Annotated in this window: 17 protein-coding genes; 10 read left to right on the top strand and 7 right to left on the bottom strand. The window is 73.3% G+C overall.

The annotated features are described in order from the left end of the window. Positions 1–12 precede the first annotated feature (12 nt). Genes ACIBHY_RS28900 through ACIBHY_RS28935 form a run of 8 tightly spaced genes read left to right on the top strand, consistent with a single transcriptional unit; the run spans position 13 to position 8,026 of the window. Positions 13–1,200, top strand: coding sequence for an ABC transporter substrate-binding protein (locus ACIBHY_RS28900; RefSeq protein ID WP_397308262.1), 1,188 nt, complete (start codon positions 13–15; stop codon positions 1,198–1,200). Then, positions 1,200–2,057 carry a branched-chain amino acid ABC transporter permease gene (locus ACIBHY_RS28905; RefSeq protein ID WP_397308263.1) on the top strand — a complete coding sequence of 286 codons (858 nt, stop codon included), beginning with the start codon at positions 1,200–1,202 and terminating at the stop codon, positions 2,055–2,057. The genes ACIBHY_RS28900 and ACIBHY_RS28905 overlap by 1 nt, the downstream gene beginning before the upstream one ends. Then, entirely contained in the window at positions 2,044–3,744 is a 1,701-nt protein-coding gene (locus ACIBHY_RS28910) for an ATP-binding cassette domain-containing protein (protein ID WP_397308264.1), read from the top strand. The genes ACIBHY_RS28905 and ACIBHY_RS28910 overlap by 14 nt, the downstream gene beginning before the upstream one ends. Beyond that, the gene (locus tag ACIBHY_RS28915; RefSeq protein WP_397251948.1) at positions 3,741–4,427 is read left to right on the top strand and encodes an ABC transporter ATP-binding protein; all 687 of its coding nucleotides are present in this window, start codon (positions 3,741–3,743) and stop codon (positions 4,425–4,427) included. The genes ACIBHY_RS28910 and ACIBHY_RS28915 overlap by 4 nt, the downstream gene beginning before the upstream one ends. After that, positions 4,424–5,986: an amidohydrolase gene (locus ACIBHY_RS28920; protein ID WP_397308265.1), complete on the top strand. Its 1,563-nt coding sequence runs from the start codon at positions 4,424–4,426 to the stop codon at positions 5,984–5,986. Before ACIBHY_RS28915 ends, ACIBHY_RS28920 begins: the two co-directional genes overlap by 4 nt. A 21-nt stretch (positions 5,987–6,007) precedes the next feature. After that, the gene (locus ACIBHY_RS28925; RefSeq protein ID WP_397308266.1) at positions 6,008–6,805 is read left to right on the top strand and encodes a class I SAM-dependent methyltransferase; all 798 of its coding nucleotides are present in this window, start codon (positions 6,008–6,010) and stop codon (positions 6,803–6,805) included. A 55-nt stretch (positions 6,806–6,860) separates the two neighbouring features. Beyond that, entirely contained in the window at positions 6,861–7,478 is a 618-nt protein-coding gene (locus ACIBHY_RS28930) for a LysE family translocator (RefSeq protein ID WP_397251951.1), read from the top strand. Between the two features lie 5 nt (positions 7,479–7,483). After that, positions 7,484–8,026: a TetR/AcrR family transcriptional regulator gene (locus ACIBHY_RS28935; RefSeq protein WP_397308268.1), complete on the top strand. Its 543-nt coding sequence runs from the start codon at positions 7,484–7,486 to the stop codon at positions 8,024–8,026. Here the strand turns inward: ACIBHY_RS28935 and ACIBHY_RS28940 are convergent. The 4 genes from ACIBHY_RS28940 to ACIBHY_RS28955 are packed head-to-tail and all read right to left on the bottom strand — an operon-like array spanning position 8,019 to position 12,234. After that, entirely contained in the window at positions 8,019–9,215 is a 1,197-nt protein-coding gene (locus ACIBHY_RS28940; protein WP_397251953.1) for a hypothetical protein, read from the bottom strand. The two genes, ACIBHY_RS28935 and ACIBHY_RS28940, sit on opposite strands and share 8 nt — an antisense overlap. 9 nt (positions 9,216–9,224) lie before the next feature. After that, entirely contained in the window at positions 9,225–9,605 is a 381-nt protein-coding gene (locus ACIBHY_RS28945) for a RidA family protein (protein ID WP_397251955.1), read from the bottom strand. A gap of 8 nt (positions 9,606–9,613) precedes the next feature. After that, entirely contained in the window at positions 9,614–10,672 is a 1,059-nt protein-coding gene (locus tag ACIBHY_RS28950; protein ID WP_397308269.1) for an alanine racemase, read from the bottom strand. A gap of 29 nt (positions 10,673–10,701) precedes the next feature. Continuing rightward, positions 10,702–12,234 carry an amidohydrolase family protein gene (locus ACIBHY_RS28955; RefSeq protein ID WP_397251958.1) on the bottom strand — a complete coding sequence of 511 codons (1,533 nt, stop codon included), beginning with the start codon at positions 12,232–12,234 and terminating at the stop codon, positions 10,702–10,704. A gap of 74 nt (positions 12,235–12,308) precedes the next feature. Between ACIBHY_RS28955 and ACIBHY_RS28960 the strand changes: the two genes are divergently transcribed. Further along, a complete protein-coding gene (locus ACIBHY_RS28960) occupies positions 12,309–13,490 on the top strand; it encodes a glycosyl hydrolase family 8 (protein ID WP_397308270.1) in 1,182 nt (393 codons plus the stop codon). On the opposite strand, the gene ACIBHY_RS28965 is transcribed toward ACIBHY_RS28960, so the two are convergent. Together ACIBHY_RS28965 and ACIBHY_RS28970 are read right to left on the bottom strand one after the other, a co-directional pair. After that, entirely contained in the window at positions 13,487–16,885 is a 3,399-nt protein-coding gene (locus ACIBHY_RS28965) for a DUF4153 domain-containing protein (RefSeq protein WP_397308271.1), read from the bottom strand. The two genes, ACIBHY_RS28960 and ACIBHY_RS28965, sit on opposite strands and share 4 nt — an antisense overlap. After that, positions 16,882–17,556: a response regulator gene (locus ACIBHY_RS28970; protein WP_397251961.1), complete on the bottom strand. Its 675-nt coding sequence runs from the start codon at positions 17,554–17,556 to the stop codon at positions 16,882–16,884. The genes ACIBHY_RS28965 and ACIBHY_RS28970 overlap by 4 nt, the downstream gene beginning before the upstream one ends. 73 nt (positions 17,557–17,629) lie before the next feature. On the opposite strand from ACIBHY_RS28970, the gene ACIBHY_RS28975 reads away from it, so the two are divergent. Continuing rightward, on the top strand, positions 17,630–18,490 hold the full coding sequence (locus ACIBHY_RS28975; RefSeq protein ID WP_397251962.1) for an arylamine N-acetyltransferase: 861 nt from the start codon (positions 17,630–17,632) through the stop codon (positions 18,488–18,490). On the opposite strand, the gene ACIBHY_RS28980 is transcribed toward ACIBHY_RS28975, so the two are convergent. After that, positions 18,450–19,919: an alpha/beta hydrolase gene (locus ACIBHY_RS28980; RefSeq protein WP_397308272.1), complete on the bottom strand. Its 1,470-nt coding sequence runs from the start codon at positions 19,917–19,919 to the stop codon at positions 18,450–18,452. The genes ACIBHY_RS28975 and ACIBHY_RS28980 overlap by 41 nt on opposite strands. Between the last annotated feature and the right edge of the window lie 92 nt (positions 19,920–20,011).

The following is a 20,011-nucleotide window of genomic DNA, read 5'->3' on the forward strand; positions in this document are numbered from 1 at the left end:
GGTCCCATCGCCATGATCGCTTCCAGGACGCTGTCCGTCTTACTGCTGGCCGCCGTGGCGGGCTGCGGGCTCGCCGACACCCCCACCACCGGCCGCGACGGGCCGGGCACGGGCGTCATCCGGGTGGGCGCGGTCAGCTCGCTCAGCGGTCCCGTCACCTTCCCCGACTCCTCCGCCGCCGCGAAGGCGGTCTTCGACCGGGTCAACGAGCAGGGCGGCATCAACGGCCAGAAGATCGAGTATCTGGTCGCCGACGACAAGGGCGACCCGGCGGCCGCCGCGCAGGCCGCCCGCGACCTGGTCACCAACCAGGGCGTGGTGCTGCTGGCCGGCTCGGCCAGCCTGCTGGACTGCGCGGTCAACGCGCCCTTCTACGTCCAGTCCGCGATCGTCGCGGTCCAGGGCACCGGCGTCGACCCGACCTGCTTCGAGTCGCCGGCCATCTCGCCGGTCAACACGGGGCCGTACCTCAACATGGCGATCAACATGTACTACGCCTCCGAGGTGCTCAAGCGGGACAAGGTCTGCATGTTCCTGGCGATCCTCGGCAACACCAACGACGCCTATGGCGGCGCCGTACAGAGCTGGTCGAAGCTCACCGGCAAGAAGCTCACGCTCGACGACCGCACGGTGAAGCCCGACTCCGACCCGACCCCGTTCGTCCTGCGCGCCCGCTCGGCCGGCTGCCAGGCGGTCCTCTACAACGGCACCGAGCCGATGGCGATCGCCTGGATGAAGGTGGTCAAACAGCAGAACGTCACCGGCATCGACTGGCTGCTCACCACCGCCCCCTACACCGAGGCCGTCGCCAAGGCGCTCGGCCCCGACGGCGAGGGCACCTACGCCAACGCGGAGTTCGAGCCCTTCACCGACGCCGGCTCGGCGGTGCTGAAGGACTGGCGCGAGCTGATGGCGGCCAAGAAGGTCCCGCTGACCTCGTTCGGCCAGGGCGGGTATCTGGCCGCCACCTATGTCGTCGACACGCTCAAGGGCATCAAGGGCGCGATCACCCGCGAGTCGGTCGGCCAGGCGTTCAAGGCGCTCAAGCCCATCCAGAATCCGCTGGTGGGCACGGCGTACGAGTTCGGCGCGGCGGCCAAGCACCGGTCCAACCGGGCCGGGAAGATCGTCCAGCTGCGCGGCGGGACCTGGCGGGTCGTGACGCCCGAATGGGTGCGTTATCCGGGGACGCTCGGCTGATGCTCCAAGGTCTCGTCTCCGGGCTGGCCGCGGGCGGCACCTACGCCGCCCTCGGCCTGCTGCTCACCGCCATGTACCGGCTGACCGCCACGGTCAACCTGGCCGTCGCGGCCACCGGCATGGCCGGGGTCTACGTGATGGCCGCGCTGGCCGAGACGGGCCTGCCGTACGGGATGGCCGCCGTCGCCGGGGTGGCGGCGGGCGCGCTGACGTCGGCGGGGTGCGGCGCGGTCATGGTGCGGTGGTTCGCCGGCAGCGGCGCCCAGCTGCGCACGGCGGTCTCCATCGCGCAGCTCATCGGGATCATCGCGCTGGCCTACATCCTGTTCGGCGACACCCCGCGGGTGCTGCAGAACCCGGCCGGCGCCCCGGTGGCCACGCTGGCCGGGGTGGTGATCACCTGGGGCACTCCCGCGCTGATCGCGCTGGCGGTGCTCATCGGCGGCGGCACCCACCTGCTGCTGGTGCGTACCTCGCTCGGGCTGCGGCTGCGCGCCATGGCCGAGCGGCCGGTCACCACCGAGCTCCTCGGCATCGGCACCCGTGTACCGGCGGTCGCGCTCTGGGGGGCCGCCGGCGCGCTGGCCGCGCTCGTGCTGCTCCTGGTCGCGCCGGTGCGCTCCAGCGACATCCTCTCGCTCAGCATGCTCATCGTGCCCGCGTGCGCCGCGGCGCTGGCGGGCGGGCTGACGCGGCTGCCGGGGGCGCTGCTGGGCGGGCTGGCGCTGGGCCTGCTGGAGGGTCTGCTGGCCGGTTCAGCGGCGGTGCGCGAGTACCGCGACGCGGTGCCGTTCGCGGCCATCCTGCTTCTGCTGCTGTGGAGCCGGCGCGGGGAGGTGTGGGATGCCGCGCGCTGACCGAGCCGTCCGCTGGGGACTGGCGGTGCTCGCCCTGGCCGTCCTCGCGTACGGCCTGGCCGCCGCCCTGCCCGCCTACTGGGTCTTCCTGGCCATGTCCGCGGTCATCTCCGGCGTGCTCCTGCAGAGCCTCGGGGTGATCGCCGGACAGGCCGGGATGGTCTCGCTGTGCCAGGCGGCCTTCGCGGCGATCGGCGCCTGGAGCACCGCGCAGCTCAGCCTGTGGGGCGTGCCAGGCGGGCTGTACGTGTGGCTGCCGCTGGCGGGCCTGGCGGCGGTGCCGTTCGGGCTGCTCATCGGGCTGCCCGCGCTGCGCCTGCGCGGGGTGCACCTGGCGATCGTCACGCTCGGCTTCGCGGCGACCGTGGACATCGTGCTGGCCGCCGCCTCCTTTCCCGGCGTGGACCTGGGGCTGAGCGTGGGCCGGCCGGCGGGGCTGAGTTCCGAGCGGCAGTACTTCCTGTTCTGCGTCGGGGTCTTCGCCCTGGTCGCGGTGGGGCTGGCGGTGGTGCGGCGGACCAGGTTCGGCGCCACGTGGCGGGCGTTGCGCGAGTCGGAGCGGGCCACCGCGGCCGCCGGTACGAGCGTGCCGGGGGCCAAGCTGAGCGCCTTCGCGGTCAGCTCGTTCATCGCGGGGCTGTCCGGGGCGCTGCTGGCGGGGCAGCTCGGCATGCTGCTCGCGCGCAACTTCGACCCCGGTCAGTCGCTGACGGCGTACGCGGTGGCGGTCATGGCGGGGGCGCACCACGCGGAGGGCGCGCTCATCGGCGGCGCGCTCGGCGTGCTGGTCGCGGAGCTGCTGAGGCGGTTCGGCATCCCGCAGCAGTGGGCGAACGTGGTCTTCGCGGTCGGCGCCATCCAGGCCTTCACCCAGGGCGCGGGCATCAGCGACGCGCTGCGCGCGCTCTTACGGCGGCGCAATGGGCACCGGGCGGTGGCGCCCGTTCCGCTCGTGGAGAAGGCCGTTCCTCATGCCGCCACCGGTACGGCGTTGCGGATCACCGGGCTGAGCGTGCGCTACGGGCAGGTGGCCGCCGTCCAGGCCGTCTCCCTGGAGGTGCGGGCGGGTAGCGTGCACGGGCTGGTCGGGCCGAACGGCGCGGGCAAGTCCTCGCTGGTCGACGCCGTCACCGGCTTCACCACCTGCACGGGCGCGGTGGAGCTCGCCGGGCACGACCTGAACGGCCGGCCCGCCCACCTGCGGGCGCGGGCTGGCCTGCGCAGGACGTTCCAGCAGGACCGGGTGCCCACCGGCCTGACCGCCGGGGAGTACCTGCGCTTCGCCGCCCGCCGCCCCCTGACCGCCCGCGACCTGGCCGAGGCGCTCGGCGACCTGGTCTCGGTGGATCCCGGGCGGACGATCGCCGACCTGGACGTGGGCACCAGACGCCTGCTGGAGGTGGCCGGGGCGCTGCTGGCCCGGCCCGAACTGGCCATGCTGGACGAACCGGCCGCCGGACTCGGTCACGCCGAGACCGAGCGGCTCGGCCGGTGGCTGCGCGCGGCGCCGGAGCGGTTCGGCTGCGCCGTCCTGCTGATCGAGCACGACCTCGACCTGGTCCGGGCGGTCTGCGCGCGGGTCAGCGTGATGGACTTCGGCCGCGTCATCGCCGAGGGCCCGCCCGCCGAGGTCTTCGCCGACCCGCGGGTGCTCCGCGCGTACCTGGGCGAGGAGGTGACGGCGTGACGCTCTCCCTCCAAGGGCTGACCGTGGCGCGCGGCGGGCAGCCGGTCGTGCGCGAGGTCACGCTGCACGCCGGGCGCGGGCAGGTGAGCGTGCTGCTCGGGCCGAACGGCGCGGGCAAGACCACCTTGCTGGAGGCGGTCTCCGGCATCCTGCCCAGCCGTTCCGGCCGGATCACGCTCGGCGGACACGACCTGACCGGACGGCCGCGCACCCGCAGGGCCCGGCTCGGCCTGGCCCACGTCGAGCAGAGCCGCGCCGTCTTCGCCACGCTCACCACCCGCGAGAACCTCCTGCTGGCCGGCGACCCGGACCGGGCGCTGACGCTCTTCCCCGAGCTCGCTCCCCGCCTGCAGGTGCGGGCCGGGCTGCTGTCCGGCGGCGAGCAGCAGATGCTCGTGCTGGCCCGCGCGATCCTGCGCGAACCGGCCGCGCTGCTGCTGGACGAGATGTCCATGGGCCTGGCCCCGGCGGTGGTGCGCCGGCTGCTGCCGGTCATCCGCGCGCTGGCCGACGCCGGGTGCGCGGTGCTGCTGGTGGAGCAGTTCGCGCACGCCGCGCTGGCGCTGGCCGACACCGCGTACGTGCTGTCGCGCGGCGCCCTGACCTACAGCGGCGACCCCGGGCCGCTGCGCGAGGACGACTCCGCGCTGCGGCGCGCCTACCTGGGAGAGGACCGGGCATGACGAGCGCGGATCTGGTGCTGGTCGACGGGCGGGTCCTGACCATGGATCCGGCGCTGCCGTACGCGAGTTCGGTGGCGGTGCGCGGCGGCGAGATCGTCCACGTCGGCGAGCGGGCCGCGCGGTGGGCAGGACCCCGCACCGAGGTGATCGACCTGCGCGGCCGGCTGCTGCTGCCCGGCATCAACGATTCCCACCTGCACGCCGTCGGGTACGGGCTGCACCGGCCGCCGTTCTGCCTGGACGTCGCGCTCGGCTCCGTCGCAGCCGTCCAGGCAGAGGTCGCCCACGCGGTACGGCACGCCAAGCCGGGCGCCTGGATCAGGGGCATCGGCTGGCATCCCGGACGGCTGGCCGAGGTGGCGGCAGGCGGGACGATGAGCGAGGCCGACCTGGACACCGCGGCGCCCGAGAATCCTGTGGTGCTGCAGGACTTCTCCGGCCACGCCGTCTGGGCCAACAGCGCGGCGTTACGCCTGGCCGGGGTCGAGTCGTCCGGAGGAGTGCTGCACCACGGCGAGCAGAGCCTGGTCATGCGGGCGGTGCCGCATCCTGAGGGCGGGCTGGCCGCGGTGGTGCGCGACGTGGTCGCCGAGCTCAACCGGCTCGGCATCACCAGCTTCACCGAACCCGGACTCGGGCCCGGCGGCGAGGAGGCGTTCGCGGGCGGCATGAGCGGCGCCGCGCTGGACGCCTACACCGCGCTGGCGCGCTCGGGCGAGCTGACCGCGCGGGTGAGCGTGCTGGGGCTGCCGAGCCCGATGTCGGGCGCGTCGGTGGCCGACACCCGGGCGTGGCTGGCCGATCCGCCCCGGCTGGACGGGGTCGATCCCCGGGTGCTGCGGCTGCTGGGGGTCAAGGTGTTCGCCGACGGGATCCCGCCTTCGGAGACGGCGTGGATGCGGGAGCCGTACCCGTCGGGCGGGCACGGCGCGCTGTGCACGCGCGGGGACAGTGACGCCGAGCGGGTGGCCGAGCTGGAGGAGATCATGCGCCTGGTGCACGCCGCCGGTCACCAGCTGGGCGTGCACGTGGTGGGCAGCCGGGGCGTCGACGCGGTGACGGCGGCGCTGGCGGCGCTGCCGGGCGGGGCGCGGCACTATCTGATCCACGGGCAGTTCGCGAGCGAGGCGGCGCTGGCCACGCTCGCCGGGCTCGGCTACGGCATCAACCTGCAGCCCGTGCTCCAGGCCATGGAGTCGGACACCACCCACGCCCTGTTCGGCGCGGACTGGGCGGAGCGGGAGTGGCCCGCGCGCTCGGCGCTCGCGGCCGGGGTGAACACGGCGTGCAGCTCCGACGCGCCGGTGACCGGCCCCGACTGGCGGGCCGGCGTGGCCGCGCTGGTCGCCAGGCAGGGCCAGGGGCTGACACTGGAGGAGGCGCTGGGCACCTACACGCGCGGCGCCGCCTGGCAGGACCACGCGGAGGGCTGGAAGGGCACGGTCAGCGCCGGCAAGGTCGCCGACCTCTGCGTGAGCGCGGCCACCGCGCCGGACGAGATCGTCGACGCGCCGGTCGATCTCACGGTCTTCGGCGGCAGGATCGTGCATCCGGGCTGAGCGCGTGGATACCGTTCGAGCATGGGTGCGGACACCTGGGCGGTCGGGGATGCCTACGAGGGCTACATGGGCCGGTGGAGCCGGCCGGTGGCGGCGGCGTTCGTGGCGTGGCTGGGCGTCCCGGCCGGGCGGCGCTGGCTGGACGCCGGCTGCGGGACGGGGGCGCTGACCGCCGCGGTGCTGGCCGCCGCCGGGCCGGACCGCATCGCCGGAGCCGATCCGTCGGCCGGGTTCGTCCGGCATGCCCGGAACCTGGTCGCCGACGCGCGGGCCGGGTTCGCCGTCGCGGACGCGCGGGCTCTGCCGTTCGGGGACGGGCGGTTCGGCGCGGCGGTGAGCGGGCTGGTGCTGAACTTCGTGCCCGATCCGGCGGCGGCCGTCGCCGAGCTGGCCCGGGTGACCGCCCCGGGCGGCACGGTCGCGGCCTACGTCTGGGACTACGCCCGGCGGATGGACGTGATCAGGGCCTTCTGGTCGGCGGCCGTGGAGCTCGATCCCGACGCCGGAGCACTGGACGAGGGCGCCAGGTTCCCGCTGTGCCGTCCTGAGCCGTTGCGGGCGCTGTGGGACGGTGCCGGGCTGACCTGGGTAGAGGTCGCGCCGATCGACATGGACGCGGTGTTCCGGGACTTCGACGACTACTGGCGGCCCTTCCTCGCCGGTCAGGGGCCGGCCCCTGCGTACGCGGCCGCGCTGCCGCGGGCGCGCCGGGCGGCGCTGCGGGAGCAGATCCGGGAGCGGATGCCGGTGGCGGCGGACGGCTCGATCACCCTGCGGACCCGCGCCTGGGCGGTACGCGGCGAGGTATTGGCCCACTGAACCACCACCGCATTGGACTCCGTTCGTGGACCAAGCCTCCTCTACCGTCAGAGGCATGATCGCCCTTCCCACCCTGGCCCTGTTCGCCGTCACCGCGCTGGCCCTGGTCGTCATCCCGGGGCCGAATCACCTCTACATCGCCGCCCGCGGCCTGGCCCAGGGGCGCTCGGCCGCGCTGGCCAGCGCGTTCGGGGTGGAGGCCGGCACGCTGGTGCACATACTCGCCGCCGCCGCGGGTCTCTCCTACGTGATCACCCAGTCGGCCGCGTTGTTCTCGATCGTCAAGTGGGCCGGCGTCGCCTACCTCGTCTACCTGGGCATCCGCGCGCTCACCAGCAAGGACGAGCAGCACGCACAGGCGCCGGCGCCGCAGCCGTTGCGCAAGGTGTTCCTCGAAGGCGTGGTCATCAACATCCTCAACCCCAAGGTCACCCTGTTCTTCCTGGCGCTCCTGCCGCAGTTCGTGGACCCGGCGGCCGGCTCCCCCGCGCTCCAGATCGTGGTGCTCGGCGCCGTCCTGATGGTGCTCGGCCTGCTCTCGGACATGATCTACGCGTTCACCGCCGGCGCCCTGGGCCACCGGCTGGCCGCCAAGGCGCGGGCGCTGCGCTACTTCTCCGGCGTGGTCTACCTGGGACTCGGCGTGGTCACCGCGCTCACCGGGAGAAAATAGCCCGCATGGCACCGAGGAAGCAGCGGGAGATCTTCGCGGCGACGCTGCGGCTACTGGCCGGCAAGGGCTACGACGGGCTGACCGTCGAGGGCGTGGCCGAGGCGTCGGGCGTCAACAAGACGACGATCTACCGCTGGTGGCCCTCGAAGGCCGCCCTGCTGGCGGCGGCGCTGGTCGAGGCGGACATGCTCGACTTCGAGGTGCCCGACACCGGATCGCTGCGCGGCGACCTGGTGGCGCTGGTGGAGGCGTTGGGTGCGCTGCTCACCGAGCCGCCCGGGAAGGATGTGGCGGTGGCCGCGCTCGGCGCCGCCGTACACCATCCCGAGATCGACGCGCGGCGCTTCTTCGCCGACCGCCTCGCCCGCGAGCGCGTGGTCTTCGAGCGCGCGGTACGGCGCGGCGAACTCCCCGAGTCGGCCGACCCGATGCTCGTCATGGACCTGCTGGCAGGGGCGATGTGGGTCAGGGCGGTGTTCAGGGGCCTGCCGCTGGGCGCGGACTTCGCCGCCGAGGCGGTCGCGGCCGTGCTCGACGGGGTCAGCTAGCCTCGTTCAGCGCCGCCGGGATGCGATCGAGCACCGGGTGCGGCACCAGCCCATAGGCGTAGAAGTCGACCGCCGCCGCGCCCGCCGCCTTGGCCCCGAGCGCCTTGGCCACGAGCCGGTCGGTGGAGTCGCTGTCGGGGTAGCCGGGGCGCAGCACCGCCCGTACCTCCCGGTCCTTGCCGACCGAGCGGAGATAGGCGCCGACGTCGTCGGCCACCCGGGCGGCGTCGCGGGCGTAGGCGAGCACGCCGAAGGCGGGCACCAGGTCACCCAGGGCGACCAGGTCGACGCCGAGCTGCCAGGCGTCGTGGGCGGCCAGACCGGGCGAGGGCAGGCCGTCGCGGTAGCCCTTGACCGAGCCGGTGTAGTCGATGAACACCAGCTTGGAACCCTCCTCCGCCACCGCGGACGCCACCTCGGACACCAGCGTGGTCACGGTCTCCGAGCGGGCGCGGGCGTAGGCCACGACGTCGGGACCGGCGTAGGCGGTCAGCGCGGCCCTGGTCACCTCGCCCTGGGCGGCGGGGTCACCGTCGAAGACGCCGCCGACGATCCTGGCGCACTCGTCGCGCGCCACCTCGGCGTTGACGCCCAGGTCGGTGGCGCGGCGCATGCAGTAGTCGCAGAAGCACAGGCCGAACAGGTAGTTGTCCATGGGGCCGAGCGGGACGAAAGAGCGCTCGGGGCGCAGCGGCCTGAAGTGCAGCGACTCGGCCACCACGCTGTCGACGCCGAGCCTCGCCACCGACCTGGCCAGCGCCACGGCGTACTCGCGCACGTCGGGGTGGGCGGGGCACAGGTCGGTGAGCGAGCCGCGGTCGCCGAAGCAGTCGCGCACGGTCACGTCGGGATGGCGGGTGCCGAGCGTGAGGTTGCGCAGGAACACCGTCCAGCCGTGGAGCTTCAGGCCCCGCTTCGAGCAGGCCTCGCGGACGCCGTCGAGCGCGTCGGTGTAGCCGGGGACCGGCGTGAGGCGCAGCCCGGAGAACAGGTCGTGCGGCGGGACGAAGTGGGCGCCGTCGTGGCGCAGGGTCAGCCTGGACAGCCCGTGCGGGGTGACGTCGCGGGAGCCGTGGTGCACGGCGCCCACGGTGATGCCGGCCGTGCCGTATCCGGCGACACGGTCGAGCACCTTGTCGACGCCCTCACCCCGGAGGTCCTCGACGAAGACGTATACCGAACTGTCCACGGGTTGACCTTACGCGCTCTTGTGCGCGACGAAGTCGATCTCCACCAGGATGTCCATCAGGTCGGATCCCACCGTGGTGCGGACCGGGAAGGGCTGGTTGAAGTACGACTTGTACACCTCGTTGTAGGCCGCGAAGTCACGCTTGAGGTGCTGCAGGTGCACGGTCGCCTTGACCACGTCGTCGAAGCCGAGCCCGTGGGCGGCCAGGACGGCGCCGAGGTTCTTCATCGTCTGGTGCGTCTGGGCGGCCACGTCGTCGCCGACGACCTCGCCGGTCACCGGGTCGAGCGGCCCGGCGCCCGAGGTGTAGACGAAGTCGCCGACCACGAGGCCCTGGGAGTAGGCCCCGACGGGAGCGGCGCCGTCGGTGGTCCTGATTTCCTTCTTCACGAGATCTCCTAGAAATGCGTGGTTATGGTGCCGACCTGGCGGTAGTCAGGGTCGACGAGGGGCAGCGCGCGCCACTTGTCGAAGGCGGTGCACGGGTGCGAGATGCCGAAGGAGAGCACGTCCCCGGGACGCAGGCCGCCGCCGTGCACGACCGTGTGCTGGTCCTGCATCTTGGCGATGGTCAGGCCCTCGCGCCTGGGCACCGGCAGCCCCTCGTCATAGGGCGCGTCGCGCTTGCCCATGCCGACGATCGCCAGGCCGGGCTCGGGGGTGGACAGCACGTGCGCGAAGATCTCGAAGGCCGGGCGCAGCTCGCCGTCGATCCGGTTGAAGGGGGTGCGCTCGCGGTAGTAGCCGTCGTCGTGGGTGACGTACGCGCCGCTGCGCAGCACCACCGTGGCCTGGGCGGCGACCAGTTCGCGCCCGATGACGTCGAACCACTGGCTGCCGCCGACGGTCAGGATGGGGTTCTTGACCCGCAGGTATTCGACCGCGTCCTGGAGCAGGCCCAGATATTTCCGAACTTCTCCGGCTGAGGTGAGCGCACCTTCGTACCCGGCCACGCCGGCCAGCGACACACCATCCGCGGTCTGTATATATCCGGCCAGATCGACGACCTCGTCCACCGACCGGCAGCCCGCGCGCCCACCGGCGTGCCCCAGCTCCACCAGCACGCGGAACCCCCGCGACGGCGCGTGCGCGCGCAGGATGTCCACGCTCTCGCGCGAGTCGGCGAAGCACAGGAAGTCGAACCCGGGGTCGCGCTCCAGCTCGGCCGCCAGCCAGTCGAGCCCGACCGGGTCCACGACCTGGTTGGCCACCATGATCCGGCTCGCGCCGAAGCCGCGGACGATCCTCGCCTGCCGGGAGTTGGCCACGGTCAGGCCCCACGCCCCGGCGCCGAGCTGCATCGCGGAGATCTCGGGCGACAGGTGGGTCTTGGCGTGCGGCGCGAGCTCCAGCCCGTGGCCGCGCGCGAAGGCGGCCATCGTGGCCACGTTGTGCTCCAGCGCGGCGCGGTGCACGACCATCAACGGCAGCTCGGACTCCGCGAGAATTCCCTGCACGATGCCCCCATTCATCCGCGTTGACCCTATCAACGCGAGCGCAGCGCCCGGCCTGGGGTGGCCCCGGTCAGCTCGCCTCCGGCCAGCACCTGGACACCCGAGACGAACACGTCGTCCACCCCCGTGGCCGGCGTGCGCGGCGCGGCGTAGGTGGCCTCGTCGCCGACCTTGGCCGGGTCCAGGACGATCAGGTCCGCCGCCGACCCGGCGCGCACCAGCCCGCGCCCGTCCAGCCCGAAACGGCGGGCCGGATGGGAGGCCAGATGCACGGCCGCCTCCTGCCAGGTCCAGTCACCGAGCTCGCGCACGTGCCGTCCCAGGAAGCGGGCGAAGGCGCCCCAGCCGCGCGGGTGCGGGTGGCCGCCGACGTAGATGCCGTCGGAGCCGCCGGTGTGCACGGGGTGGCGCAGGATCCGGCGGACCGACTCCTCCCCCTCGGGTCCCTCGTCGGGCCGCGCGGTCACGCACCCGGCTTCGAGCCGCGTGTCGATGAGCAGCTTCTTGCAGAACTCCGCGGGCGGCAGCCCGGCGCGGGCCGCCGCCTCGACCATCGTCAGCCCCTCGGCCCAGGCGGAGCCGGGCGCGTGCGAGATCGTCAGCCTCGGCCAGGTGTCCTCCAGCGAGGCCCACCAGGAGTCGAAATCGGGAGAGGCGAGCATCTCGACCGCCCGGTCCACCTCGGCCCCCGGCACCGACGGCGGCAGCACGACCATCGCCAGGATGGTGCTCCCCCGCAGGTAGGGGTAGGTGTCGAAGGTCAGGTCGACGTCCTGGGCCAGCGCCCGTTCCACCAGCGGCAGCAGCACCCCGGCCGGGCCGTGCAGGTGCGAGACGTGCACCGCCGCCCCCGACAGGCGCGCGATCTCGCCGACCTCGTCCATGCCGATCGCGGCCTTCGCGCCATAGGCGCGCATATGGGTGACGTACGGCAGGCCGCCCAGCGGAGCACAGAGCGCGGCCAGTTCCTCGGCCGAGGCGTAACGGCCCGGCAGGTACTCCAGCCCGCTCGACAGCCCGACGGCCCCCTCGCCCAGCCCGCGCTCCACCCTGGCCAGCATCGCCGCGATCTCGGCGGGCCCCGCCGCGCTGGGCGAGGGGCCCATCACGTCGTAGCGGATCGTGCCGTGCGGCAGCAGGTAGGCGGTGTTCAGCGCGACCGTCCGGTCGTAGCCGCCGAGCAGTTCGCCGACCGAGAGCGGCCCCTCGTGCGGCAGCCGCCCGTTGACGGCGGTGAAGTACCGGGTGGCATAGGCGACGGTCGCGGCGGAGCCCGGCGCGAACGACAGCCCGTCCTGCCCCAGCACGAACGTGGTCACCCCCTGCCGCAGCGCTGCGAGCTGCACCGCCGGGTCGAAGACGGCGGCCTCGCCGTGCGCGTGGCAGTCGACGAACCCGGGCGCGACGAACCGCCCGGCCGCCTCCACGACCCGCGCCGCCCGCGCGCCGTCCAGCCGGCCGACCGCCGCCACGCGATCGCCGCTGAGCGCCACGTCGGCCCGGTACGGCGGAGCGCCCGTCCCGTCAAGCACCCGGGCACCGCTGATGATCACATCGAAAGCCACTCAAGGATTAAACCTGATTTGGCACCCAGGCTGCCGTTCTCATACCGTCTGGCGACTCATCAGAAGGGACACCCGTGCGCCGCCTGACCATCCTTTCCCTCGTAGTCCTGATAGCGGGCGCCACCGGATGCGCGGGGGCGCGGCCTTCGGCGAAGCCCGCCGCCACCGGCCCCGCCTCCATGGAGCAGCCGGTGCCGTTCGGCAGTCACCGCGTGCCGTACGCGCAGGGTGTGCTGCGCCCGAAGGGCGACGCGGACGGGCAGGTGCGCGACTACTACGCGAAGTGGAAGGCGGCCTTCGTCACCGCGAAGTGCGGCTCGCTGCAGGTGATCTCACCGGACGCCGACCACCCGTACGTCGCGGAGGCGCAGGGCTACGGCCTGGTCATCGCGGCCACGATGGGCGACAGAGAGCTCTTCGACGGCATCCTCACCTACGTCGAGGCGCACCCGTCGGTCAACAACCCCGACCTGCTCGCCGCCGAGCAGGACAAGAACTGCAAGAGCGTCAACGGCTCCGACTCGGCCACCGACGGCGACCTCGACGTGGCCTACGGCCTGCTCATGGCCCAGCGGCAGTGGGGTGGCGGCTACCGTGACAAGGCGGTCAAGCGGATCGCCGCGATCAAGGAGTCGGAGGTGAACCCGGACACCAAGCTGGTCAAGCTGGGCGACTGGGCCACCCAGGACGACCCGCTGTCGAAGGTCTCACGCACCTCCGACTGGATGATCGACCACTTCCGGGCCTTCGAGAAGATCGACCCGGCCTGGGCGGAGATCCGGCAGGCGCACCAGAAGCTCATCGCCGAGATCCCGAACGAGACCGGCCTGCTGCCCGACTTCGTGAAGAACGGCAAGCCGGTCAAGGGCCAGGTGCTGGAGGACGCGCACGACGGCGACTACAACTGGAACGCCCTGCGCGACCCGTGGCGCATCGGCGCCGACGCGGTCACCAGCGGCGACGCCGCCTCCACTGCCGCCGCCCGCAAGATGAGCACCTGGATCTCCAAGGTCGGCGACCCGGAGAAGATCGCCGGCGGCTACACCCTCGACGGCAGGCCGCTGGAGGAGGGTCCCGAGCCGGCGTTCGTGGCGCCGTTCGCGGTGGCCGCGCTCGTCCAGCCGGACGGGCAGGCCTGGCTGGACAAGCTCTGGGCGTACCTGACCTCGCGGGAGATCGGGAAGAAGGACTACTTCGCGGCCACCGTGCAGCTCCAGTCGATGATCGTCGCCTCCGGCAACCACTGGGTGCCCTAGCTGCCCCTGGTTCCAGGCGGGCAGCTGGCCGTGACGGTGACCGGTTGCCGGGCGAGCAGCTCCCTGGCCTGCGAACGGGCCAGGTTCCAGCCGTTCCACGGGTCCGGCCGCTCCAGGCCGTTGGCCTTGACCACGTTGAACAACACGCAGCTGCGCTGGGGCTCCGGCAGCCGGACGAGCGCGGGCACGGCCTCCGCGCCCAGGTCGCCCAGGTAGTCGGAGTCCATCTGCGCCACGCCGCGCACCGCCACCTGGGTCTCGGCCACGCGCAGGTCCGGGTTGACCATGGCGAAGGCGCCCAGGCCCAGCGCCGTCACCAGGACGATCGTGCGCGGCAGCCAGCCCGAGCCGCGGCCCGCCAGCCGGGCCGCCCCGGCCAGCAGGACCAGCGCGAACACCACGCCGAGCCACCAGACCGTGGCCTGGACCGAGATCCGCAGCCGCGACAGCCCGTACACCTCGGTGTAGAGGTCCATGCGGTGCAGCGCGGAGGCCAGGATGACCAGCGTCAGCGCGCACAGCACGCCCAGCTGACCGGCCAGCACCCAGCGCTCGCGGCGGCCGGTGCGCAGCACGCCCCCGGCCACGGCCACGATGCCGAGCACGATCATGCTGACCAGGACGAGCTGGAAGAAGCCCTCCCTGGCGTACTCGGCATAGGTCAGGCCCTCGGTGTTGCGCACCGTCGCCGCGCCGCCGAACAGGAACCTGATCTGCACCGCCACGAACGCCCCGAACAGCAGGTTCAGCGCGGTCAGCGGCACCAGCCAGACCGACCGCGCGACCGTGACCTTGACGCCGGGTCCGACGGGGTCCTTGACCGGCCGCAGCGCGACCAGGACCAGCGCCGACAGCAGCGCCCCGAACACCGCGAACAGCAGAACGCGCGACGGGAGCGACTCCATCCAGTCGGGCGTGGCCGTCAGCCGTTCCAGGTAGCGGGCGAACACACGGTCGGCCGAGGCGAACAACAGCCCGAACACCCCGACCAGCACCACCGCGATGCCCACGCCCGCCAGCGCCGGCATGATCCGCCGCCGGGCGACCAGGTGCTTGACCGGCCCCGACAGCAGCCAGGGCACCGGGCCGAGCGCCAGCACCACCGACATGCCGCCCCTGATCACGCCCAGCCAGCCGGTGCCCGCGCCCGAGACCGCCAGCGCGATCAGCCCGGCGCCGGCCATCACCATGATCAGGACCAGCCAGTCGGCGTCCCTGACCACGGCCGTCGAGATCAGCCAGTAGCCGGTCAGCCCGAACGCCAGCGTCCACGGCGTCGCCCTGCGCAGCACCGCCGGGAGCGCGCCGGCCCCGAGCACCAGCGCGACCAGCACCAGGCCGAGCCCGGTCTGCGCGTCCGGCAGCGCCACGGCGGCGAACACCCCCGCGCCCGCTGCCGCGGGCAGCAGCCAGCGCGGCGTCTCGGGCAGCTCGGGCCTCGGCAGCAGCGGGGGCGGCTGGTAGGGGGGTGGCGGCGGTCCGTAGGCGCCCGGCGCGAGCGGCTGCGGAGGTCTGCGCTGCTTGTACGGCTGCCGCGCCGCCGTGTCGGCGGCCACGACCGAACCCACGGCGCCGCCCGCGGCCGTGGCCAGGATCAGCGTGACCAGCGCGGCCACGCCCCCGAACGCGACACCCATGACGACGGCGGCGAACAGCCCGACGAGGAACCCGGCCAGCAGCCCCAGGAAGATCCCCCAGAACAACCGCCCGAACCAGTTCCCCGGCTGCCGCTGCCCACCCCCTGGCCCCGGAGACTGACCCACCCCGTCAACCGCCACAGGCCACGCCCCACCCGGCACGGCCCGCGCCGCAGCGTTTCCGGCGACCGGCGCCGGTCGTGTGGCCGGGGCCTCGACCGGCACGGTGAGCGGGCCGGTGCGGGCGACCGCCGCCGCCTCGGCCGCCACGACCCCCTCGGCCGTCACGGCCACCGCCACGCCGTCCTTCACCGTCGCGGGCACGCCTCCGGGCCGCGCCTCGGCCGTCACGACCGGGACCGCGGTCGTCGCCTCGGCCGCCGCACCGTCCCGCGACGCGGCGGCCGCGCCGTCCTGCGGCACTGCGAGGACGCCGTCCTGCGACATCACGGGGACACCTCCGGCGGCCATTGCCACCCCGTCCTGCGGGACCGCAGCCGCGCCTCCGACGGCGGCCCGCTGGTCCTCTCCTGCGGGCGCGTCCCCCGGCGTCGCCCCGGCTGTCGCCTCTGGCAGCCCCTCGGCCGACACTGCCGCCGTGGCCCCCGCCGTCGCCGCGGCCGTCGTCTTGGCCGTCACGCCCGCGGTGGCCCCCGGCGTCGTCTCGGCCGCCACGACGGCCGGCTTGGCCGTGACCGCCTCCTGGGGTGGGTGCGCCGCCCGTTCCTGCGGGCGTTCCTCCCCGGTCCCGACCGATGTTTCCGCCATCGTGGTCCTCCCCGGTAAGTCGACGACCATCCGGCATCCGGTGCCGTCGCCGATGTGAATGGAGCCGCCGTGCAGCTCGACGATCTCCTTGACGATGGCCAGACCGAGCCCCGAGCCGCCCGAGTCGGCCGCCCGGCCGGAGTCCAGCCGGGAGAAGCGTTCGAACACCCGCGCCCTGGCCTCGGCAGGGATGCCCGGCCCCTCGTCGGCGACGGTGATGCGGATCCCCGCGCCCTGGCCCGCCCCCGCGATGGTGACCAGGGCACCGGGCGGGCTGTGCCGTACCGCGTTGTCGAGGAGGTTGGCCAGCACCTGGGCCAGCAGGTCGGGGTCGGCGCGCACCACGAGGCCGGGCGGGATCCGCCCCTCCAGCCGCACGTCCTCGCGCGCCAGCCCCGCCTCGCGCAGCGCCTGTTCGAGCAGCGGCCCGAGTTCGATCGCCTCGGGCTCGATCAGGCGGGCGCCGGAGTCGAGCCGCGACAGGTCGAGCAGCTGGGTGACCAGGCGGCCCAGCCGTTCCGTCTGGGCGAGCGCGGTGCTCATCGTGACGGGGTCGGGCGTGGAGACGCCGTCGACGACGTTCTCCAGTACGGCCCGCAGCCCCGTGATCGGCGTGCGCAGCTCGTGACTGACGTTGGCGATCAGCTCGCGGCGCTGCCTGTCGACCTCGGCCAGGTCGGCGGCCATCGCGTTGAACGCCCTGGCCAGCTCCCCCACCTCGTCACGCGAGGTGGCGCGGACCCGGAGCGCGTAGCTGCCCTTGGCGACGGTCTGCGCGGCCGAGGCCATCTCGCGCAGCGGCTTGGTCATGCCTCTGGCCAGCCACTGAACCATGATCAGCGCGAGGAGGGCGGCGACGGCGATGCGTACCTCGCGCGAGTAGCCGGAGTTGATGCCGACCTCGTTGACCACGAACGCCACGCCCACGGCCAGGACGATGACGAGGCCCAGCTTGACCTTGATCCGGCCGAGGAAGTCGAGTGGCCTCATCGCCGCACCAGGGCGTAGCCCACGCCGTGCACGGTGCGCACGACGTCCGGGCCGAGTTTGCGGCGCAGCGCCCGTACGTGGCTGTCGACGGTCCTGGTGGCGGCGGCCTCGGAGAAGCCCCACACGTCCGACAGCAGCCGGTCGCGCTCGAAGACCTGGCCGGGACGCTCGGCCAGGCGGCGCAGCAGGTCGAACTCGGTCCGGGTGAGCTGGGCCTCCTGTCCCCCGACGAACACGCGGCGGGCGGCGGTGTCGATCTCCACCTCGCCCACGCGGATCACCGTGTCCTCGGCGGCCAGCTGGGCGGCCCGTTCGACCCGGCGCAGCAGCGCGTGGATCCTGGCGACCAGTTCGCGCATGCTGAACGGCTTGGCGATGTAGTCGTCAGCGCCCACCCCCAGCCCGACCAGCACGTCGGTCTCCTCCCCGAGCGCCGTCAGCATCAGGACCGGAACCGGGCGGGCCGCCTGCATCCGGCGGCACACCTCAAGCCCGTCGAGACCGGGCAGCAGGCGGTCGAGGATCACCAGGTCGGGCTCGGCTCTGCCGTAGGCGGCCATGGCGCTCTCGCCGTCGCCGGCCACCTGGACGTCGAAGCCCTCGGCGGCCAGCCGGTCGCGTACCGCGCGTGCGATCGTCTCGTCGTCTTCGACGACCAGGACCCTTTTCACGACTCGAAGCCTAGAAGGGGACTGTGCAGACGACACTCGGCAATTTGTGGACATCCCGTGCAGACTTGTGCTCGTGAACGTCGCCGCTTACCTCTCCCGCATCGGCCGCCCCGACCTCCTCAACGCCCCGCCCAGCGTGGACCACCTGCGCGAACTCCACATCGCCCATATCGAACGGGTCTCCTACGAGGCCCTGCAGATCTGGCTCGGCCGGCCGACCACGGTCGACCCGCAGGAGTCCGCGGCCCGCATCATCGGCGGCCGGGGCGGCTACTGCTACCACCTCAACGGCGCCTTCTCCCTCCTGGCCACTGCGCTCGGCTACGAGGTCACCAAGCACTTCGCCGGCGCCCAGCAGGAGTCCGCCACCGGACCGCACCTCGCCGGCAACCACCTGGTGCTCACGGTCCGCCTGCCCGACGGCGAATGGCTGGTCGACCTCGGGCTCGGCGACGCCATCCGCGAGCCGCTCCCCCTGGTCGCGGGCACCTACCGCCAAGGACCCTTCGAGTACGGCCTGCGCCCCTCGGAGATCGCGCCCGGCGGCTGGCGCTTCGACCACGACCCGCGCGGCTCGTTCATCGGCATGGACTTCGGCCCGGCTCCAGCGCAGATGTCCGACTTCGCCGACAAGCACCGCGAGCTGACCACGTCGCCGGATTCGGGCTTCGTCCGGGTCGCCGTCGTGCAGCGCCGCGACGCCGGCGGCGTGGACACCATGCGCGGCCTCGTGCTGACCAGGATCGGCGACCGCTCGCTGCGCACGACGATCACCACCCAGGCGGACTACTTCGCCGCGCTGGCCGACGTGTTCGGGCTTCCCATGGCCGACGTCAGCGCGCGGGAGCGGGAGAAGTTGTGGCGCAGGCTCCAGGAGGCCCAGGAGCGCTGGGTCAGCGGCAAAGGCTCCCCGGTTCAGGAAGAGCGCCCTTGAGCAGGTAGGCGTCCACCGCGGCGTCGACGCAGGCGTTCTTGCCGCCATAGGCGCCGTGGCGGTCGCCGTCCCAGGTGAGGAGCCGGGCCGAGGAGAGTTGCCCGGCGACGTCGGCGGCGTACTCGTAGACGCCGTCGGGGTCGCCGGTGTTGCCGACGACCAGGATGGGCGGGGCGCCCGCGCCGCTCAGGCGACCGGAGTGCGGGTCGGCGGACTTGGGCCAGTAGGCGCAGTTGAGCAGCGTCTGCCAGACCGAGGAGGGGCCGAACCTGGGCGAGTCCGCGGTGATCTTCGCGGCCAGGCGGTCGAGGTCGCGCCTGCCGTACCTCTCGGTGTAGTCCGCGCAGTTGATGGCCATGTTGGCGTCCTGGAAGTTGCTGAACCCGCTCTCCTGGCTGCCGCCCGCCAGCCACGCGGACATCTCCAGCATCGGCCTTCCGTCGCCGTTGTAGGCCTTGGCCAGCGCGTTCTCCAGCTTGGGCCAGCCGTCGGGGCGGTAGAGCCCGTACAGGACGGCCAGCCGCGCGGCGGGCTCGGTGAGGTCGCCGACCGGCAGTCCCTCGGCCAGGAAGCGGTCGAAACGGTCCAGCACCTCCTTGCCGGTCGCGCCGATCGGGCAGTCCGCCCGTGCCCCGCAGGCGTCGGCGAAGCGGCGCAGGCCCTTCTCGGTGCCGGCCATCTGGAGCCTGATCACCTCGAACTGGCCGAGCGTCGGGTTGCCCGGTGAGTCGAGCACGAGCCGCCCGACGTTCCCGGGAAACAGGTCGGCGTACGTGGCCATGAGCGATCCGCCCCACGACAACCCGAAAGCGGTGAGCTTGTCCTCGCCGAGCGCCTGTCTGATCCGGTCGAGGTCGCGCGCGTGGTTCCTGGTGCCGAGGTACGGCAGGAGCGGCCCTGCGGCCTTCTCACAGGCGGCCGTCACCTTCCTGGCGGCGGCGAAGGCGGCGTCCTTCTCCGGGTCGGTGTCCGGGGTGGGGTCGGCGGTGAACGCGGTGGCCAGGTCCTCCTTGGTGAGGCACCGGACGGGGTTGCTCTCGCCCACGCCGCGCGGGTCGTACCCGATCAGGTCGTAGCGCTCGCCGAGGGTGTCGTGCGCCGCGGTCAGGGCCCGCGGGAAGTCGAGGCCGGTAGCGCCGGGACCGCCCGGGTTGAACACCAGGCTGCCGAGCCGCCTGCCGGGGTCGCGGGCCGGGAGGCGGGTGAGGGCCAGCGTGATGCGTTCACCTTGGGGCCGGGCGTGGTCGAGTGGCACGTCCAGGGTGCCGCACTCACGCGGACCGCACGGCGTCCACGCGATGCTGGTGTCCGTCCTGGTTTCGGATGTCCGGGGTACGGCCGGCGGTGCGGCCTGGCAGCCGGCGGCGAGGATGAGGGCGATGGGAAGGAGTTTCCGCATGCTGTCGAGGGTGCCGGGAAGGCTGGGCACCAGCCCACCTCACCAGGCACGATTCCGGGTAAACACATCGGTGTACCCCCCGCGCATGGCTATGCCCGGAGATATCCCGCTATCGTGCGTTT

The sequence above is a fragment of the Nonomuraea sp. NPDC050547 genome, assembly GCF_044457345.1.
GTDB lineage: Bacteria > Actinomycetota > Actinomycetes > Streptosporangiales > Streptosporangiaceae > Nonomuraea.

What these genes read in the sequence shown, in the direction of transcription:
- ACIBHY_RS28900 (WP_397308262.1), top strand. Translation starts at nt 13, where the DNA reads ATGATCGCTTCCAGGACGCTGTCCGTCTTACTGCTGGCCGCCGTGGCG.
- ACIBHY_RS28905 (WP_397308263.1), top strand. Translation starts at nt 1,200, where the DNA reads ATGCTCCAAGGTCTCGTCTCCGGGCTGGCCGCGGGCGGCACCTACGCC.
- ACIBHY_RS28910 (WP_397308264.1), top strand. Translation starts at nt 2,044, where the DNA reads ATGCCGCGCGCTGACCGAGCCGTCCGCTGGGGACTGGCGGTGCTCGCC.
- ACIBHY_RS28920 (WP_397308265.1), top strand. Translation starts at nt 4,424, where the DNA reads ATGACGAGCGCGGATCTGGTGCTGGTCGACGGGCGGGTCCTGACCATG.
- ACIBHY_RS28925 (WP_397308266.1), top strand. Translation starts at nt 6,008, where the DNA reads ATGGGTGCGGACACCTGGGCGGTCGGGGATGCCTACGAGGGCTACATG.
- ACIBHY_RS28930 (WP_397251951.1), top strand. Translation starts at nt 6,861, where the DNA reads ATGATCGCCCTTCCCACCCTGGCCCTGTTCGCCGTCACCGCGCTGGCC.
- ACIBHY_RS28935 (WP_397308268.1), top strand. Translation starts at nt 7,484, where the DNA reads ATGGCACCGAGGAAGCAGCGGGAGATCTTCGCGGCGACGCTGCGGCTA.
- ACIBHY_RS28965 (WP_397308271.1), bottom strand. Translation starts at nt 16,885, where the DNA reads ATGAGGCCACTCGACTTCCTCGGCCGGATCAAGGTCAAGCTGGGCCTC.